Below are 13,917 nucleotides of genomic sequence, written 5' to 3'. Positions count from 1 at the left end.
ACGAACGAATGGACCCATGGCCTTAAAATCTGCTTTCCGAACACTATCTGTTGTCTTTGTACTGATGCTCGCCCTGGCCGGCAAGGTGATGTCGCAGTCGGTGCTGATCCCGTCGCCACCCCAGATTGCCGGCAGCTCCTATGTCCTGATGGATGCGAAGAGCGGCCGGATCATCATGGAAGAGAACAGCCATGAGCGCCTTCCGCCGGCGAGCCTGACCAAGATGATGACGGCCTACATTGTCGAGCGGGAGCTGGACGAGGGGCGAATCTCCATGTCCGACATGGTCCCGATCAGCGTCAAGGCCTGGAAAACAGAAGGTTCCCGCACCTTTGTCAAGGAAGGAACCCAGGTTGCCGTCGAGGATCTTCTCAGGGGGGTTATTATCCAGTCCGGCAATGATGCCTCCGTGGCCCTGGCCGAATTCGTCGCCGGCAGTGAAGGTGCCTTTGTTGATATCATGAACCAGCAAGCGCAGCTGTTGGGCATGAAAGACACCCATTTCGAGAACGCTACGGGGCTGCCGTCTCCGGATCATTTTTCAACCGCCTACGACCTGGCGATCCTGGCCCGGGCGATCATCAACGATTACCCGGAAAACTACCCGATCTACGCAGAAAAGCATTTCACCTACAACAACATCCGTCAGCCGAACCGGAATAGTCTCCTGTGGCGGGACAACAGTGTTGATGGTCTGAAGACCGGCCATACTGAAGAGGCCGGTTACTGCCTGGTGGCTTCGGCCAAGCGCAATGACACCCGTTTGATTGCCGTGGTCATGGGTACAGGCAGCGCTGAATCCCGGTCACAGGAAGTTCAGAAGATGCTGAACTACGGCTTCCGTTATTACGAGAGTGAGCGTCTGTTCCGGGCCGGACAGGAACTGATCGAGGCCAGGGTCTGGGGCGGTCAGGCGGATGAGGTCTCGATCGGCATGGCGGAAGATGTTTACGTCACCATTCCCCGGGGCTCCAGGGACAGCCTTGAGTCGACAGTAGACCTTGATTCGGTGATCAAAGCGCCCATCAAGGTGGGGGATGAGCTGGGACAGGTCAAGGTGTCGTATAACGGTGACGTGCTGGTTGACCAGCCGGTACTGGCTCTGACCGACGTTCCCGAGGGTGGTTTCTTCAAGCGCATCTGGGATGCCATAAAGCTCTTTTTCGTTCAGTTATTTCAGTAGGGTGCCGTCGGTCCCCGGGAGTGAAACGGCATGAGTCAGCCGAAAGCGCCAAAAATTGAGTTTCCATGCGACTACGTGATCAAGGTGATTGGCAGTTCTGCACCGGATTTCACTGAGTTCGTGGTCGAGGTCGTGAAACAGCACGCGCCGGGGATTTGCGAAACCGATATTTCGGTGAATGAGAGCAGCAAGGGCCGCTTCTCATCGGTGCAGCTGAAAATCGTGGCCACCGGTGAGGCTCAGCTCAAAGCCCTGTTTGACGAGCTCAAGGCCAGTGGCCGCGTGCACATGGTGCTGTGATCCAGATGGCTGAACTGATCGTCCGCTCCCTGGGAGAACAGCCCTATCCGGAAACCTGGGAGGCCATGAAAACCTTCACCGCCAACCGGGACGACACCGTGGCCGATGAGCTATGGTGTCTTGAACATCCCCGTGTCTATACCCAGGGCCAGGCGGGCAAGGCCGAGCATATTCTGGCGCCCGGTGATATCCCGGTGATCCAGGTAGACCGCGGCGGCCAGGTGACCTATCACGGCCCGGGCCAGCTGGTGGTTTACCTGATGATCGATCTGTCCCGGAAAAAACTGGGTATCCGCAGCCTGGTGGATGAGATTGAACAGGCCATCGTCCGCACCCTTGCCGGTTTGGGTGTGGAATCCGCACCGCGACCTGATGCACCGGGGGTCTACGTGGGCGATTCGAAAATCGCGTCGCTCGGCCTGCGCGTGCGCCGGGGCTGCTCGTTCCACGGGCTTGCCCTCAATGTGGACATGGACATGGAACCTTTCCAGCGCATCAATCCCTGCGGTTACGCTGGCATGGCCATGTGTCAGCTGCGCGATTTCGTTGCGGGTGCGAGGGTTGCGGATGTCCAGAAACGCCTGGCAGAGCATTTGGCCGGGGGGCTTGGCTGCTCAGAGGTTGAGTTCCGTCAGGGCTGGTAGTCCAACCGTCGCTTCGGTTAGGTCAGCCCACCGGACTGGCCGTATAATGGCGTGAGCCGCCAAACCTGGTGAAATTCTCTGATCCGAACAGGTTATTCATGTCATCCAGACGCTCAGGAAATTCGGTCTCCCGCATCAAGACAGGCAGCTTTGAACGCCGCTTGAGCATGACGCGTGCCGGTTTGTTCGCTGGTACCCGCATGGCCTCGCATATGGCCACCAACTGGTTCAGCAGCAGGGAGAACCGGGAAAAGCGCCACAGGGCGATGCTTTCCAGTCAGGCGCGATTTCTGGTGGATGAGCTGGGTAAGCTTAAGGGCAGTGTGGTGAAAATTGGCCAGGTGATGGCTCTGTATGGCGAACATTTTCTGCCCGAGGAAGTGACCGAAGCGCTGCACACCCTTGAGGACCAGACCACCTCACTGGAATGGCCGGCGATTGAGCGGGTGCTGAAGGCTGAATTGGACCCAGAGCGGCTTGCCGGGCTGGACGTGGATCCTGAGCCCATCGGCGCCGCCTCGCTGGGCCAGGTCCATCGCGCCTGGCGCCGCAGCGACGGGCTCGAGCTGGTTCTGAAGGTGCAATACCCCGGCGTGGCCGAGGCTGTGGACAGCGACCTGAATGCCGTTGCCCAGTTGCTCCGGGTTGCCAGGCTGGTCAGTTTTGGCCCGGAGTTTAACGATTGGCTGGAAGAAGTCCGCGAGATGATGCACCGTGAGGTGGACTACCGCCTGGAAGCCAAGACGACGGAAAGGTTCCGTCAGATACTTGCCGGGGACCCCCGGTTTATCGTGCCGAGGGTTTTGCCGGAATTCTCAACCGAGCATGTCATCGCCTCGACCTTTGAGCACGGCCACTCGGTCAGTTCCCAGGCCGTCAGAGACTTGCCTCTGGCACGCCGCAGTGCGTTGGGGGAGGCGGCATTGGAGCTGTTTTTCCGGGAGCTGTTTGTCTGGGGTGAAATCCAGACCGATCCCAACTTTGGCAATTACCGTATCCGGATCGCCGGCGAAGAGGGCGAAGATCCCGGGTATGACCGCATCGTCCTTCTCGATTTCGGGGCTGTGCAGGTATACTCGGACAAGTTTCTCAAGCCGGTGATCCAGATGATCAGGGCCTCGTACGAAAACGATCTGCAGGCAGTGATCGACGGTGGCGTGAAGCTGCGGTTCATGAGCACGGAATGGCCGCAGGAAGTGCTGCAGAAGTTTGGTTTGGTGTGTATGTCGGTACTCGAACCCCTGTCCAGCGACAAGGATTCCTGGCCGGATTATGCCGTCAACCGTCATGGGCAGTACCGCTGGAAGCAGAGTGACCTGCCTTCCCGGGTGGCTCGCCAGGCGACCCGTTCCGCCATCAGCCGGTATTTCCGGGTGCCTCCCAAGGAATTCGTGTTCCTGAACCGCAAGCTGATCGGGGTCTACACGTTCATTGCCGTTCTGAACTCCGAGTTCAATGGCGAACCATTGCTGCGCAAATACCTCTATGGCGAGGGTGACGATGCCCCGGATGCCTCTGCCACCAGCCAGAGCACGAAGGCGTAGCGGGCGCCCTTGCCGATAGCCACCAGAATAACGAAGTTCAGCCAGGGCACGCGCATAATGCCACCCACCAGGGTCAGCGCGTCGCCTCCCAGGGGCAGCCAGCCCATCAGCAGTGACCACTGGCCATAACGATTGAAACGGTTCCGCGCCTTGTGCAGCTGCAGTTCGCTGACCGGAAACCAGCGTTTGTGCTTAAAACGGTCCACTTGCCGGCCGATAACCCCATTAACGACCGAGCCAAGCGTATTGCCCAGCGTTGCCCAGAACCAGAGCCACCACCAGGAATAACCCTGGGTGACCATTGTGCCAAGCAGGATTTCCGAGTAGGCGGGCAGCAGTGTGGCGGCGGCGAATGCCGTCAGAAATAGCGTCAGGTAGGCCACCGGGCCCTCCTTGATCTGTGATGAACGGAACCTCCAGCACCCCGCAGACTCCCAGGCGCCTGTTGTGTCAATGCTCCTGATTATGGGCCAGCATTGTGGTTACTATGGCGGCGATTCAAAGCATCAATTTTCAATTCCGGCTTGCCGTGTCATCATCCTGCCGTTGTCTTACTCATCTCAAAACTGATCGCTACAGACGTTTCGGAGGTCTTTATGGAGCGGGTCACGATATACGGCCGTTCAAGTTGTGGATTCTGTGTTCGGGCAAAGGACCTGTGTGAGACCAGAAACATCACCTATGTCTGGGTCGATATGATCGAGAAAGGCATGAGCAAACAGGATATTGCCGACAAAATCGGCCGGCCGGTGCGCACCGTGCCCCAGATTCTCGTCGGTGACCAGTATGTGGGCGGATTCGACCAGTTCCATGCCTATGTGCATCAACACGAAGCGGGGCTGGCGCGCTAAAGGCGCAGCGGTGCGCACAGAACACACTGGTGTTCCCCGAAAACCGAAAAAAGCCTTGCAGATCAACTGACAGGCCCTTTCCAGTGCGTCCCGGGGGCTGTGAGTGCCCGGCCTAAAGCTGGAACCCGGTTTTCAGCTTCCTTTCGATCAGAGTATTCTTCAGTGTGGCAACCCGCGGCAGCCCGTTGTCAAACGGCGGGAAACTTTCCCCGAAAATGAGGGGTTCCAGATAGTCCCGGCAATCCTGGGTGATGCCAAAACCATCGTCCGTGATGTAATGAATCGGCATCTTCTTTTCCTGGTTCGCCACGTCACTCAGGGGCGCTTCGCCAATCTTCCAGCGGTAGGGCTTCGCCTGTTCGCGAACAATGGTCGGCATCAGTGCCTGTTTGCCTTCCAGGGCCATTTCCACCGCGGCCTTGCCCACGGCATAGGCCTGTTCCACATCGGTGGCGGAGGCAATGTGGCGGGCACTGCGCTGAAGGTAGTCAGCCACGGCCCAGTGGTATTTGTGGCCCAGGGCCTGCCTGACCATATTCGCCAGGGCGGGCGCAACCCCGCCAAGCTGGGTATGGCCAAAGGCATCCTTGGCACCGGCGTCGGCCAGGAATCGGCCGTCTTCGTACTGGGCACCTTCGGAGGCGACGACAACACAGTAGCCGTATTCCTTCACACAGTGATCGACCCGAGCCAGGAAACTCTCGCGATCAAACGGGATTTCCGGGAACAGGATGATGTGCGGCGGCTCGCCCTCGCCCTGTCCGGCCAGTCCACCGGATGCGGCAATCCAGCCGGCATGGCGCCCCATCACCTCCAGGATGAACACCTTGGTGGACGTCTCGCACATGGACTTGATGTCGAGGCTGGCTTCCAGGGTTGAGGTGGCAATGTATTTGGCCACCGAACCGAAGCCCGGGCAGCAGTCGGTGAACGGCAGATCGTTGTCCACGGTTTTTGGAACCCCGATGCAGGTGATGGGGTAGCCCATCTTGTCGGCAATCTGGGAAACCTTGTAGGCAGTGTCCTGGGAGTCTCCGCCGCCATTGTAGAAGAAGTAGCCAATGTCGTGGGCGCGGAATACTTCGATCAGACGCTCGTATTCGCGACGGTTCTCAGAGATGTTCTTGAGCTTGTGGCGACAGGAGCCGAATGCGCCCCCGGGGGTGTGAATCAGCGCCTGGATGGCATCATCGCTCTCAAGGCTGGTATCAATCAGCTCTTCCTTCAGCGCCCCGATAATGCCGTTGCGTCCGGCGAATACCTTGCCGATTTTGCCCGGATGCTTGCGGGCGGTCTGGATGATGCCACAGGCACTGGCATTGATGACGGCGGTGACACCGCCGGACTGAGCGTAGAATGCGTTCTTGATGGCCATCTCGGGCTGGAGCCTCCTGCTGGTTCGACAATGGCGCAGATGATACGCCAAACGCCGGCAATTTTCATGGGCAGGATTGCGGATAGCGCGGCTCTTGACGGGGTGGGGCGGATACGGGAGGCTTGTCGGGTTTCAATACAGGGGGCAGTGGTCGAATGCACATTCATATCCTCGGAATCTGTGGCACCTTCATGGGCAGCCTGGCCGTTCTGGCCCGGGAGCTGGGCCACACAGTGACCGGATCGGATCAGGGCGTTTACCCGCCCATGAGTACCCAACTGGAGGCCCAGGGCATCAGCCTGATGGAAGGGTACAGCCCGGATCACCTGGAGCCGAAGCCGGATCTTGTGCTGATCGGTAATGCCATGACCCGTGGCAATCCGGAAGTGGAAGCGGTGCTCAATCGCAATATTGATTATATGTCCGGCCCCGAGTGGCTGAGCCGGGAAGTGCTCAGGCACCGTTGGGTGATGGCGGTGGCCGGCACCCATGGCAAGACCACAACGACGTCTATGTTGCTCTGGGTACTGGATCAGGCCGGGTTTGAGCCGGGGTATCTTGTCGGCGGTGTGCCCAGGGACTTTCCGGTGTCGGCGCGGCTGGGGCGCAGTGACTTCTTTGTCATCGAGGCGGACGAATACGACAGCGCCTTCTTCGACAAGCGCTCCAAGTTCATCCACTACCGACCACACACCCTGATCCTGAACAACCTGGAGTTTGATCACGCGGATATCTTCGAGAATGTCGAAGCCATTGAGCGACAGTTCCATCACCTGGTCCGAACTGTCCCCTCCCAGGGACTGATTGTCCGGCCTGCGGTGGATGGCCATCTCGATAATGCCCTGGCCATGGGCTGCTGGAGCCAGGTGCAGGACACCGCCATTGGCAGCGAGACCCCGCGCATGTCGGATTGGCGGGCCGAACTGCTCTCCGAGGACGGCAGCCGGTTTTTGGTGATTCACCACGAACAGCCGGTGGCGACGCTGAAGTGGGATCAGACCGGCCTGCACAATGTCCGCAATGCCCTGTCTGCCATTGCCGCCGCCCGCCATGTCGGCGTCACCCCGGATCATGCGGTGGCGGCCCTGTGCCGGTTCTCCGGCGTCAGGCGGCGGATGGAATTGCTGGCCGATATCGGCGGCGTGCGCGTCTACGACGATTTTGCCCACCACCCGACGGCCATTGCCACCACCCTTGAAGGCTTGCGAAACCGGGTTGGTGACGAGCCGATACTGGCGTTGATTGAGCCGCGCTCAAACACCATGAAGCAGGGTGTCCACCAGCAGGCATTGCTGTCCAGCGCCAAGGCGGCCGACCAGGTATTGTGGGCCAACCTGAATGACATGGACTGGCTGCCGGCGCTGGTTTCCAGTTGGCAGCAAGGCAACGCGGGGTCTGATCTGCACCGGATTGAAGCCTCTGTGGAGAATCTGATCGCCCGGGTACTGGCAGATCTGCCCAGCCCCTGCCACATTGTGATCATGAGCAACGGTGGTTTTGGCGGCATTCACGGTAAACTCATTGCCGAGCTTGAGCGTATTCGTGGCTGATCCGGCGTGGCCGGAGACTTCATTTGACTGACGAGTGGCGGAATCCATGACCAACGACCAGAGCCGGGCATCAACCGTTAACCTGGCCTTGACCGGCGCGTCTGGTGCCCAGTATGGCCTGCGGCTGCTGCAGTGCCTGGTGTCGGCCGGTTGCCGGGTGAACGTGATGATCAGCCGGGCCGCGCAGGTGGTGATTGCCACGGAAACCGACCTGAAATTGCCGGGGGCGCCGCCGGCCATGCAGGAGACACTGTCTGCCTACGCCGGCGCCGGGCCTGGCCAGGTTCTGGTGTTCGGCCGGGAAGACTGGTTTGCATCGCCGGCCTCCGGCTCCGGGGAAAAAGCCCCGCTGGTGGTTTGCCCCTGCAGCACGGGCACAATCTCGGCCCTGGCGACCGGGGCCAGCAACAACCTGATCGAACGGGCCGGTGATGTTGCCCTGAAGGAGCGGCGCGCCCTCATACTGGTACCCCGGGAAGCGCCTTTCTCGGAAGTGCATCTGGAGAACATGCTGAAGCTGACCCGCATGGGTGCCGTGATCCTGCCGGCGAGCCCCGGCTTCTACCACAAACCGCAATCTGTCGAGGATCTGGTGGACTTCATTGTCGCCCGCATCCTTGACCATCTGAACCTTCCCCAGGACCTGATGCCCCGCTGGGGCGAAGCCCGTGCCGAGGACAAGCGCAAGAGCTGATGCTGCGCCTGGCGATGGTTTTGGCCAGCCCGATTGATGCTTTTCATCATTGAGCAAACGGACCTCCGGGCCGAGACTTGGTGAACGACAATCACAACACAGGTTATTCACCGAGGTTCACCATGATTCCACGCACTCTCTTCGACGCCGATCTTGAAGGCTTCCGCGATTCTGTCCGCAAGTTTCTTGAGCAGGAAGCCGTGCCTTACCATGACCAGTGGGAGAAGGACGGCCAGGTCAGCCGCGAGCTCTGGCGGAAAGCCGGCGAGCTGGGCTTTCTCTGCCCGTGCCTGCCGGAAGAATTCGGCGGCGTGGGCGCGGACTTCCGCTACAGTGCGGTGTTGATTGAGGAGGTGGCGAGAGCCGGCCTGACCGGTATTGGCTGGGGCCTGCACTCGGACATCGTGGCGCCCTACGTGCTCAACTATGGCTCCGATGAGCTGAAAAACCATTACCTGCCCAAACTGGCCAGCGGTGAGATGATTGGAGCCATTGCCATGACCGAGCCAGGCGCCGGCTCGGATCTGCAGGGCGTTAAAACCACAGCAGTCAAAAACGGCGATCACTACGTTCTCAATGGCTCCAAAACCTTCATCACCAATGGCCAACTGGCCGACGTGGTCATTGTTGTCGCCAAAACCGATCCCAGGGAAGGTGCCAAGGGCATCAGCCTGTTCATGGTGGAAGCCGGGTGGGAAGGTTTCGAAAAAGGCCAGAACCTCAACAAGGTGGGCATGAAGGCCCAGGACACCTCCGAACTCTTTTTCCAGGATGTGAAAGTGCCTGCGAAGAACCTGATCGGCCCGGGCGAAGGCCAGGGTTTTTTTCAGTTGATGCAGGAGCTCGCGGCAGAGCGTCTGCAGGTGGCTCTCAGTGCCGTTGCGGCAGCCGGGGCGGCCTGGCAATGGACCCTGGATTACGTGAAAGAGCGCAATGCCTTTGGCAAGCCGGTGATCGCGTTCCAGAACACCCGGTTCAAGATGGCGGAAATGAAAGCGGAAATCACCGCTGCCAGGGTGTTCACGGATCGTTGCCTGGAACTGCACCTGGAGAAGAAGCTCGACACTCCGACGGCGGCGATGCTCAAACAGCTCACCACCGACCTGCAATGCAAGGTGATGGACGAGTGTGTCCAGCTTCACGGTGGCTACGGCTATATGTGGGAGTACCCGATTGCCCGCGCCTGGGCGGATTCAAGGGTGCAGCGCATCTACGCCGGCACCAACGAGATCATGAAGGAAATCGTCGCCCGCTCACTCTGAGCAGGGCACGGCTCCCTGGCTCCGGAGTGTATGCGCCCCCGGGGCCAGTCGGTTACCAAACTTTACAAATTGCCAAGCCTGTCAAGGTCTCCGGCAAGCACATCCCCTAAAGTAGCGGCACAACCTCTGACAAGGATAAACGGTTGCCGCGATGAAATACCTCATTTACCTGTCTGTTGCTGTTTTTCCCCTCGTCCTGGCCGGTTGTGGCGAGGAGTCCGACCAGCTGCCTGTGGACGGTCGGGACTTCGATGGGGTGGGGTACAGTGAGCCGGCGCCCTATACTGGCAAGGTCATCGACGGCTACCTGAACAACGCCCGGGTCTGGCTGGATATGGATGGTGACGGTCAGCCCACCCCGGGGCCCCTTGTTATCGAACTCGAAAATGGCCGGGAAGTCACCCTCGATGCCGGCGAACCAACCGCACTGAGCGGTCCGGGTGGCCGGTTTGCAATGGATATCTCGGAACTGGTACTGGAGCCGTCGGTAGGCCCGGATATCGATCCGAGGGACTACCCCCTGTATGCCGTGGCCCTGCCCGGCAAAACCTTTGAAGAGACCCGCAACGGCGAGGTTCCGGTGGCCAGCGCCTACATAATGTCGGCGCCTCCGGGGGTCCGGAACGTCACGCCACTGACGACCCTGGCGCACTACCGGGGTTTGGCGGGTCTTGGCTCTTTTCTTGAGAATCCGGCCGGAGCGGCCGCCAGTCTGGCGGATCTCAACCTGGTGCGGGATTACATCCTCGTTGGGGATGACCGCGCCCACGCCTACGCCCGCGCCCTGGCAAGGTTCATGGCCAGCCAGGTCCCCGCCGCCTATAACGATCTGCTGGCGGCAGAGGGCAGTGTTGGCACGGAGCGCCTTCTCAACAAGGAAGCCGTGTTCCTGCTGGGTCTGTCACTGGTTCAGAATGCGGAAGCTATCATCGCCGTGGTCGATGCGGCCGAACAAGGGGGTTACGCGAATATTGACGTCGATGCCCTTGAGCTCCCCGAGGTCAGTGTCGATCTCAGCGATCCGGTCCTGCTTACGAACCAGAAAATCTATGCCGAGCCCGCCAGCCAGGATTTCCTGCCGGCGAGCCGCTCCGGCCTTCTGATCTCCGCTGAACTTACGTTTGATTACACTGAGGGCGGGCGGCTTTTGTCGGTGTCGGCGAATGGATGCCTGGCACCCTCCATGCCTGAACTGGCAAGGCTGATCAGTGTGAATGGCTACATGGCGAAACTTCAGACCCAGTGGCTTCCTGCCGTCGCGCTCTCGGAGCAGAGCCGGATCAATTTCGACATTGAAGGTACCGATGAGAGACTGGTTTTTGACTGGGACAATCAGCGGATATATTTTGAGACCGGTACCACCTGCCACGACCATGAAGGTGTTTCTGCGGACTCAACCGAGCTGGGGGGCAACCCGGAGGTTGTCTACAGCTGGACCATTCAGGGTGGGAATCTGGTGGAGCTTGTTGCCCAACACGTTGGCGGAATGACCCGCAGGCTCGTTCCGGAAACCGCCAATGCACCACAGGTGTTCCCGGGTTACCGGATGTGGCAGAGCGGTAGCGAACGGGAAGCTGTGACCTTTGCCGCCGGTATCGAGAGCTGCAGCCCACAGGCCGATGCCGCGGACCTGAGCCAGGTGGTTACCGCCTATCAGGCATACCAGTTCTCAGGCTATGAACCCCAGCCTGCCGGTTTTACCGACCCGGTTCTGGAATTTGATCGACGTGAATTTTCCGGGCCTGAGCAACCGAATCTGCGACTGTTGCGCTATGGATTCCTTAATCCGGATCTTCTCCAGCTAGCCCGTGTGAACGGCGATGGCAGTTTCGAATGGGTGATGAATTACCCCGCGGCAGGTGGTCCAGGCTTCGTTTTCCAGCAACCTAACCTAATCCGAGATGCCTACCTCAAACGCTACAACTCTGCCGGTGACTGTGGCCGTGAGTTTGAGGGGGTGCCCAGTTCGGCGTATGCGCGGGTGGAGTACGGTTATCAGAGGTTGTCCGATTATCTTGTGGGATTGCTTGAGTGATGCTGCCCGACAGGTAGGGCGTCAGTTTTTTGAGCTAAGTTTCGGAATAATTTCTTTTATAACATGGGATTGCAGAAATTGGATGCTGTAATGATGTAACTATCTGTAAATTCCTTATCCTGCATACTCAATGCTCTTAGCAAAGGGTACGCCCGCATGCCGTTGTCATCTGCCAGCGGTCGGTTTTCCTTCCTGGAGTATTACCTTCGGCTGGTCACCCGGGAATTCGAAAACTGGCGACCTACGCTTCAGGTCGTGACTGGAAGTTCGAGCTTCTGATTCTGGGGCAATTCTTATGCCTCTCCATGGAGCGGTTGAGCTTGAAGTGAATGGGCAACAGAATGCCCATGTGTCGATCATTGAAAGTACCCTGTTCCATCCCGGACTGCGACGGTCTCAGGCACCGTTCCTTTGCCGCAAACGATAGACGAGGCCCGCCACTTCCCCGATCTGATGTTTCAGTTTTTGCATGGACTCCTGAGCTTCCTTGACGACTGCCATGGCGGTATCACCCAGATCATTTATGCTCACGATTTTGCCTGATATCTCTGCAGACGCATTGTGCTGCTGTTCCGCCGCCGCCGAGGTCCCGTCGCAGGCTTCGGAAATCCGCTCAATAAATGTGACAAGTTCGGCAAGGGTATTCTCGGAGCTGATGGCATTTTCCACCGTTTGCTGTGCGTAGCTGTCGCACCGCTCCATGGATCGAGTGGCATTCGAAACGGTCTCATGAAACCGGCTAAGAGTTTCGTTGATTTGTTCGGTCGTTGTCTTTGTTCGCAAGGCGAGGCTGCGAACTTCATCGGCGACGACTGCGAAACCCCGGCCGGCCTCTCCAGCCCGAGCCGCTTCGATGGATGCATTCAAAGCCAGCAGGTTAGTCTGCTCTGTAATGTCTCCAATGACACTCAGAGCCTGGGTGACACCTCTGCTCGCCTCTGTCAGTTGTCCCACGGCGTGCGAGGCCTCCTTGAGTTCCCGGGAAAGTGAATCCATACTGTTCCGCGTTTCTTGCGTCAGCTCCTGGCCGCTGGCCACTCGATCATTGGCCATTCGCACCTGGTCAAGCATACCGGATGCGTTGCTTGCCACTTCTCGCGACGTAGCAGACATTTCCTCGCTGGCCGAGGCAATGGTATCTGTGGCGGTAGACTGTTCCTGAACCGCTGCGTGAGCGTCATTGCTGCGGGCAATGGATTGTTCCGCGCCACTCTGAAGTTTGCCGATAACGTCGTCCATTCGCTTGACGATGGCGTCGAGTTCCGCTTGTTACTGACTTATCACCAGATCGAGAGAACCAATATCATCTACTCTGCCGGTGAAAATGTGTTCAGCAACTGTATCGTTGATAACGTCTCGGGCGCGATTGACGCATTGTCGCAGCGGCCTGGTGACGGCAATAATCGCAGAGGCGCTGACCAGAAATGTGGCTACCCAGACTGTCAGAATGGCCAGGAGGGATGCGGCGAAAAACTGTCCGACGCTGGCTACAGCCAGACTGATGGCCATCATTGTGATCAGCTTTGTGTGCAGTGACACCCCGCGCCGAAGGCTCGCTGCCTGGATGGGACCTTTATTTGGCTGATTCTTTCTCAGTCTGTTGTAGAGCTTTTCAGCGCGGGATTCGGCTTTGGAATCAAGCTGAGAGCGGATGGATTGCAGCTCGACGAGCTCCCCATTTTTTCCAATGACGGGGATGGCGTAGGCTCTGACCCAGTAGTGATCGCCATTCTTGCATCTGTTTTTGACGGCGCCCAGCCAAGTCTCACCCGATTTTAACCTGCGCCACATCTCTTCATAGGCCGCTCGGGGCATATCCGGGTGTCGGATGATATTGTGGGGCTGGCCAATCAACTCTTCCCTCGAGAAGCCGCTGATTGCGACGAATTCATCGTTGATATGGGTGATCTGACCTTTCGGGTTTGTTGTTGAAAGAATGTTGGCACTTCGACTGACGGGTATGTTCCGGTTGGTAACAGGGTGGTTCGCTCTCAAGGTTCAACCTCTTTAAGAATAATATGATGGATATTCTATCAGTATTTTTACGGATTCCTCTACGCTTTAGATCATGCTGTGGATCACTGCATGTTGGTTGTTGATCTGCGAAAGTACTCGACAATGAGATTGATGGATTCATCCAAACTCTCCAGAAGTGCGGTCAAGACCATAAAAACGAAATCCTTAGCTGGTTCCCATCCATAAACATAAAACACTGATATTAAATAAAAAAAGTAACTATTGGTAAACGGGATCGCCGGGTCGTCCAGAAAGCGAAGGACATCCGTCTCATAGTCGCGCAGCCGCTCCAGCAGGTTGCGGGCGCGCGTGCGTTTGAGCCGGCCGCGCCGGCCCTGGCGTTGGCTTTCATCCGGTGGCGGACACGCTTTTTCCGCCCGGCCAAGGCATTTCCGGTACACCTTGCGCCACCGGTCCGCCTTGTCCGGCGGCAGTCAAGCGCTTTTTGAGAAAAAGTGAGCTG

General features: G+C 58.4%; 13 protein-coding genes and 1 pseudogene. 9 read left to right on the top strand and 5 right to left on the bottom strand.

What is annotated here, in order from left to right; genetic code table 11:
• The first annotated feature begins 16 nt into the window (after window positions 1-16).
• The 4 genes from QPL96_RS14240 to QPL96_RS14225 all read left to right on the top strand — a co-directional run bounded on the left by QPL96_RS14240 (window position 17) and on the right by QPL96_RS14225 (window position 3,671).
• Complete coding sequence (locus QPL96_RS14240) at window positions 17-1,183, top strand: D-alanyl-D-alanine carboxypeptidase family protein (protein WP_303287977.1); 1,167 nt, start codon at window positions 17-19, stop codon at window positions 1,181-1,183.
• A 30-nt stretch (window positions 1,184-1,213) separates the two neighbouring features.
• Window positions 1,214-1,483 (top strand): YbeD family protein, encoded by a 270-nt coding sequence (locus QPL96_RS14235; RefSeq protein ID WP_303287976.1) that lies wholly within the window; start codon window positions 1,214-1,216, stop codon window positions 1,481-1,483.
• Window positions 1,484-1,488: 5 nt separating this feature from the next.
• A complete protein-coding gene (gene lipB / locus QPL96_RS14230; protein ID WP_303287975.1) occupies window positions 1,489-2,127 on the top strand; it encodes a lipoyl(octanoyl) transferase LipB in 639 nt (212 codons plus the stop codon).
• A 98-nt stretch (window positions 2,128-2,225) separates the two neighbouring features.
• A complete protein-coding gene (locus tag QPL96_RS14225) occupies window positions 2,226-3,671 on the top strand; it encodes an AarF/ABC1/UbiB kinase family protein (protein WP_303287974.1) in 1,446 nt (481 codons plus the stop codon).
• Here QPL96_RS14225 and QPL96_RS14220 read toward each other — a convergent pair.
• Window positions 3,611-4,054, bottom strand: a complete 444-nt coding sequence (locus QPL96_RS14220) for a YqaA family protein (protein ID WP_303287973.1) — start codon at window positions 4,052-4,054, stop codon at window positions 3,611-3,613. The genes QPL96_RS14225 and QPL96_RS14220 overlap by 61 nt on opposite strands.
• A 213-nt stretch (window positions 4,055-4,267) precedes the next feature.
• Here QPL96_RS14220 and QPL96_RS14215 point away from each other — a divergent pair, with 213 nt between their 5' ends.
• Window positions 4,268-4,522 (top strand): GrxA family glutaredoxin, encoded by a 255-nt coding sequence (locus QPL96_RS14215; RefSeq protein WP_303287972.1) that lies wholly within the window; start codon window positions 4,268-4,270, stop codon window positions 4,520-4,522.
• A gap of 112 nt (window positions 4,523-4,634) precedes the next feature.
• Here the strand turns inward: QPL96_RS14215 and QPL96_RS14210 are convergent, their stop codons facing one another.
• The gene (locus QPL96_RS14210; RefSeq protein WP_303287971.1) at window positions 4,635-5,897 is read right to left on the bottom strand and encodes a 6-phosphofructokinase; all 1,263 of its coding nucleotides are present in this window, start codon (window positions 5,895-5,897) and stop codon (window positions 4,635-4,637) included.
• Between the two features lie 155 nt (window positions 5,898-6,052).
• On the opposite strand from QPL96_RS14210, the gene mpl reads away from it, so the two are divergent.
• The 4 genes from mpl to QPL96_RS14190 all read left to right on the top strand — a co-directional run bounded on the left by mpl (window position 6,053) and on the right by QPL96_RS14190 (window position 11,438).
• The gene (gene mpl / locus QPL96_RS14205; RefSeq protein ID WP_303287970.1) at window positions 6,053-7,447 is read left to right on the top strand and encodes a UDP-N-acetylmuramate:L-alanyl-gamma-D-glutamyl-meso-diaminopimelate ligase; all 1,395 of its coding nucleotides are present in this window, start codon (window positions 6,053-6,055) and stop codon (window positions 7,445-7,447) included.
• A gap of 46 nt (window positions 7,448-7,493) precedes the next feature.
• Window positions 7,494-8,141 carry a flavin prenyltransferase UbiX gene (locus QPL96_RS14200; protein WP_303287969.1) on the top strand — a complete coding sequence of 216 codons (648 nt, stop codon included), beginning with the start codon at window positions 7,494-7,496 and terminating at the stop codon, window positions 8,139-8,141.
• Window positions 8,142-8,263: 122 nt separating this feature from the next.
• Window positions 8,264-9,403 (top strand): acyl-CoA dehydrogenase family protein, encoded by a 1,140-nt coding sequence (locus QPL96_RS14195; RefSeq protein WP_303287968.1) that lies wholly within the window; start codon window positions 8,264-8,266, stop codon window positions 9,401-9,403.
• A gap of 151 nt (window positions 9,404-9,554) precedes the next feature.
• A complete protein-coding gene (locus tag QPL96_RS14190) occupies window positions 9,555-11,438 on the top strand; it encodes a hypothetical protein (RefSeq protein WP_303287967.1) in 1,884 nt (627 codons plus the stop codon).
• A 396-nt stretch (window positions 11,439-11,834) separates the two neighbouring features.
• On the opposite strand, the gene QPL96_RS14185 is transcribed toward QPL96_RS14190, so the two are convergent.
• The 3 genes and pseudogenes from QPL96_RS14185 to QPL96_RS14175 form a co-directional block, all read right to left on the bottom strand.
• Complete coding sequence (locus QPL96_RS14185) at window positions 11,835-12,677, bottom strand: methyl-accepting chemotaxis protein (protein WP_303287966.1); 843 nt, start codon at window positions 12,675-12,677, stop codon at window positions 11,835-11,837.
• A gap of 30 nt (window positions 12,678-12,707) precedes the next feature.
• Window positions 12,708-13,433, bottom strand: a complete 726-nt coding sequence (locus QPL96_RS14180; RefSeq protein ID WP_303287965.1) for a PAS domain-containing protein — start codon at window positions 13,431-13,433, stop codon at window positions 12,708-12,710.
• A 239-nt stretch (window positions 13,434-13,672) separates the two neighbouring features.
• Window positions 13,673-13,888, bottom strand: a pseudogene (locus QPL96_RS14175) (IS66 family transposase); the annotation flags it as partial.
• Window positions 13,889-13,917 lie beyond the last annotated feature (29 nt).

It is taken from the genome of Marinobacter sp. SS8-8 (assembly GCF_030540945.1).
GTDB lineage: Bacteria > Pseudomonadota > Gammaproteobacteria > Pseudomonadales > Oleiphilaceae > Marinobacter.
Note: the sequence above shows the minus strand (reverse complement) of the source record. Positions and strands in the feature narration are given on the sequence as shown.

What these genes read in the sequence shown, in the direction of transcription:
- QPL96_RS14240 (WP_303287977.1), top strand. Translation starts at nt 17, where the DNA reads ATGGCCTTAAAATCTGCTTTCCGAACACTATCTGTTGTCTTTGTACTG.
- QPL96_RS14235 (WP_303287976.1), top strand. Translation starts at nt 1,214, where the DNA reads ATGAGTCAGCCGAAAGCGCCAAAAATTGAGTTTCCATGCGACTACGTG.
- lipB (WP_303287975.1), top strand. Translation starts at nt 1,489, where the DNA reads ATGGCTGAACTGATCGTCCGCTCCCTGGGAGAACAGCCCTATCCGGAA.
- QPL96_RS14225 (WP_303287974.1), top strand. Translation starts at nt 2,226, where the DNA reads ATGTCATCCAGACGCTCAGGAAATTCGGTCTCCCGCATCAAGACAGGC.
- QPL96_RS14215 (WP_303287972.1), top strand. Translation starts at nt 4,268, where the DNA reads ATGGAGCGGGTCACGATATACGGCCGTTCAAGTTGTGGATTCTGTGTT.
- QPL96_RS14210 (WP_303287971.1), bottom strand. Translation starts at nt 5,897, where the DNA reads ATGGCCATCAAGAACGCATTCTACGCTCAGTCCGGCGGTGTCACCGCC.
- mpl (WP_303287970.1), top strand. Translation starts at nt 6,053, where the DNA reads ATGCACATTCATATCCTCGGAATCTGTGGCACCTTCATGGGCAGCCTG.
- QPL96_RS14200 (WP_303287969.1), top strand. Translation starts at nt 7,494, where the DNA reads ATGACCAACGACCAGAGCCGGGCATCAACCGTTAACCTGGCCTTGACC.
- QPL96_RS14195 (WP_303287968.1), top strand. Translation starts at nt 8,264, where the DNA reads ATGATTCCACGCACTCTCTTCGACGCCGATCTTGAAGGCTTCCGCGAT.
- QPL96_RS14190 (WP_303287967.1), top strand. Translation starts at nt 9,555, where the DNA reads ATGAAATACCTCATTTACCTGTCTGTTGCTGTTTTTCCCCTCGTCCTG.
- QPL96_RS14185 (WP_303287966.1), bottom strand. Translation starts at nt 12,677, where the DNA reads ATGGACGACGTTATCGGCAAACTTCAGAGTGGCGCGGAACAATCCATT.